Here is a 1613-nt window from a genome sequence, read left to right as displayed (position 1 = left end):
CGATAAGCGGATTTGCCTACTTATCAGCCTAACTGCTTGGACGTGCACAACCAATCGCACGCTTCTTCTATCCTTCTGCGTCCCTCCATTGCTCAAACGATAAAGAGGTGGTACAGGAATATCAACCTGTTGTCCATCGCCTACGCCTGTCGGCCTCGGCTTAGGTCCTGACTAACCCTGAGCGGACGAGCCTTCCTCAGGAAACCTTAGGCATTCGGTGGACGGGATTCTCACCCGTCTTTCGCTACTCATACCGGCATTCTCACTTCTAAGCACTCCACCAGTCCTTACGGTCTGACTTCACTGTCCTTAGAACGCTCCCCTACCACTGATACCATTGGTATCAATCCGCAGCTTCGGTGGTGTATTTAGCCCCGGTACATTTTCGGCGCAGAGTCACTCGACTAGTGAGCTATTACGCACTCTTTAAATGGTGGCTGCTTCTAAGCCAACATCCTAGTTGTCTAAGCAACTCCACATCCTTTTCCACTTAATACACACTTTGGGACCTTAGCTGGCGGTCTGGGCTGTTTCCCTTTTGACTACGGATCTTATCACTCGCAGTCTGACTCCTAAGGATAAGTCATTGGCATTCGGAGTTTGACTGAATTCGGTAATCCGATGAGGACCCCTAGTCCAATCAGTGCTCTACCTCCAAGACTCTTACACTTAAGGCTAGCCCTAAAGCTATTTCGGGGAGAACCAGCTATCTCCAGGTTCGATTGGAATTTCTCCGCTACCCACACCTCATCCCCGCACTTTTCAACGTGCGTGGGTTCGGGCCTCCATTCAGTGTTACCTGAACTTCACCCTGGACATGGGTAGATCACCTGGTTTCGGGTCTACGACCACGTACTAAACGCCCTATTCAGACTCGCTTTCGCTGCGGCTCCGCCTCTTCAGCTTAACCTCGCACGGGATCGTAACTCGCCGGTTCATTCTACAAAAGGCACGCCATCACCCATTAACGGGCTCTGACTATTTGTAGGCACACGGTTTCAGGATCTCTTTCACTCCCCTTCCGGGGTGCTTTTCACCTTTCCCTCACGGTACTGGTTCACTATCGATCACTAGGGAGTATTTAGCCTTGGGAGATGGTCCTCCCAGATTCCGACGGAATTTCACGTGTTCCGCCGTACTCAGGATACATTCAAGAGAGAACGAAGTTTCGACTACGGGGTTGTTACCCTCTACGACGGACCTTTCCAGGTCGCTTCGTCTACCTCGTTCCTTTGTAACTCCGTATAGAATGTCCTACAACCCCAAGAGGCAAGCCTCTTGGTTTGGGCTATGTTCCGTTTCGCTCGCCGCTACTCAGGAAATCGCATTTGCTTTCTCTTCCTCCAGGTACTTAGATGTTTCAGTTCCCTGGGTCTGTCTTCCTTACCCTATGTATTCAGATAAGGATACCATACCATTACGTATGGTGGGTTTCCCCATTCGGAAATCTTCGGATCAAAGCTTACTTACAGCTCCCCGAAGCATATCGGCGTTAGTCCCGTCCTTCATCGACTCCTAGTGTCAAGGCATCCACCGTGCGCCCTTTCTAACTTAACCAAACTAAAAATTAAAAAATATGAGCTACACTGTTATCTAGTTTTCAAAGAACATAC

At 49.7% G+C, this 1613-nt stretch carries 1 rRNA gene; it reads right to left on the bottom strand.

What is annotated here, in order from left to right:
• Positions 1 to 1557, bottom strand: a 23S ribosomal RNA gene (locus tag ACUXEY_RS28075); the annotation flags it as partial.
• Between the last annotated feature and the right edge of the window lie 56 nt (positions 1558 to 1613).

It is taken from the genome of Bacillus sp. F9_6S_D1_P_5, from assembly GCF_054823925.1.
This window is presented reverse-complemented; position numbering and strand designations above follow the sequence as displayed.